The organism is Dehalococcoidia bacterium, from assembly GCA_021295915.1.
Lineage (GTDB): Bacteria > Chloroflexota > Dehalococcoidia > Lucifugimonadales > UBA1123 > VXRN01.
Genome location: JAGWBK010000035.1, coordinates 20,159 through 22,015, shown reverse-complemented (window position 1 = coordinate 22,015; position 1,857 = coordinate 20,159). Strand labels below are relative to the sequence as shown.

Below are 1,857 nucleotides of genomic sequence, written 5' to 3'. Positions count from 1 at the left end.
TCCACGGAGACCGGAGGTCCCAACCCGACACCTGGGGCTGCACAGTGGCTGTACCACATGCTCAACACCCAGCGTCCACTCGAAGAGAAGATTGCGCTGTTCTGGCACAACATCTTCGCCACCGGCAACTCCAAGGTGGACAACGACAACCACCTGAGTACACAGACCCACCTGTTCCGCAACCACGGAATGGGCAACTACAGGGAGCTACTCATCAGGGTCGCACAGAACCCGGCCATGATCTTCTGGCTGGACAACAACGAGAACCACAAGCGCACACCCAACGAGAACTGGGGTCGTGAGTTGCTGGAGCTGTTCTCGCTCGGTGTCGGCCACTACACCGAGACCGACGTCTTCGAGTGTGCCCGAGCGTTCACCGGGTGGACCATAGGGGCGAAGATCCCCCGGAACCCCCATCACAGGTTCTCCTGGTACTATGAGTTCAGGCCGGAGGAGCACGACTTCGGTCAGAAGACCTTCCTGGGTCGCACCGGTAACTTCGACGGTTACGACATCATCGACATCATCCTCGAGCAGCCTGCCTGTCCACGGTTCATCGTGCGACATCTCTACAACTTCTTCGTTGCAGACGAGCCGCAGGTGCCGGCGTGGTCGGTGGAGCCTCCCCGAAATCCTGAAGCCGTCGAAATGCTCGCAGAGACGTTCGTAGAATCGGGCTATGAGATTCGACCTGTGCTGCGGAAGATGTTCAACTCCGACTTCTTCAAGGAGTCCATGTACCAGAAGGTGAAGAGTCCGGCTGAGGTCGTGGTCGGAACGCTGAAGCTTGTTGGAGACCTGCAGGGACCTGATCCACGACTTCTGGAGATGGGCCAGGAGCCCGCATACATGGGTCAGAGCCTGCACGACCCGCCGAGCGTAGAGGGTTGGCACACAGGCAGGGAGTGGATCAACAGCGGCTCGGTCGTCAAGAGAATCAACTTCGTGGTCGACCGCGTCAGCGATACAGACCTACCTGGAGTGCAGAGCATCGTGGAAAGAGTCGCCAATGGTGACCAGGCCATGACCCCAGGGGCATTCGTCGACAGGTGCCTGGAGTACATGGGTCCTGTGGACGTCTCTGAGCAGACACGACAGGAGCTTGTGTCACACGCTGAGGACGAGGGGCCGATATCGTGGGCCAGTGACGAGGACTACGCGACGTCATCCGGACGTGTCAGCGACATGCTCTCCCTCATCGCAGCAACCACCGAGTACCAGTTCGGCTGAAGGAGTGGGAGGACACAGGTCCTCTGAGGCAGGAGTGAAGAAGATGGCGTCCACAGACAAAGACCCAGTGGTCGTGGTGCTGCAGCTCACAGGCGGCAACGACTACATGAACACGGTCATTCCGTACAACGACCAGAACTACTACGATAGCCGGACGACGCTCAGCGTCGCACAGGACGACGTCCTGAGGGTGGACGACGAGTTGGGCTTCCACCCGACGATGGGTCCGATGAAAGACCTCTACGAGCGTGGGGACATGGCGATCATCCACGGGGTGGGCTATGCCAACTCCCCAAGGTCGCACTTTCGCTCGATGGACATCTGGCACACGTGTGAGCCGGACATCATCGGTACCGAAGGATGGCTGGGACGCGCGCTGCGAGATCTCGACCCGAGCGGGGAGAACCCTGTAGCAGGGGTGAACATCGGTCAGGGTATGCCACGTGCCATGCTGCTGCCAGGGGTGTCGGTTGCGTCGGTTGCAGACCTGTCGACGTACGGACTGCTTACGGGTATCGAGCAGCAGGACCGTCGCAACAAGATGCTCGACAAGTTCGTGAACATGTACGGTCAGGCCATCGGCACCGGACCTGTACAGGACTACCTCGGACAGACCGGTCTGGACGC

General features: G+C 59.7%; 1 protein-coding gene and 1 pseudogene (1 of these 2 running past the window's edge). Both read left to right on the top strand.

Annotated elements, in window-relative coordinates:
* On the top strand, positions 1 to 1,230 hold a 1,230-nt coding region (locus J4G14_10550), incomplete at its 5' end, for a DUF1800 domain-containing protein (GenBank protein ID MCE2458238.1).
* A 43-nt stretch (positions 1,231 to 1,273) separates the two neighbouring features.
* Positions 1,274 to 1,857 (top strand): annotated as a pseudogene (locus tag J4G14_10545) (DUF1501 domain-containing protein) (it continues 526 nt past the right edge of the window).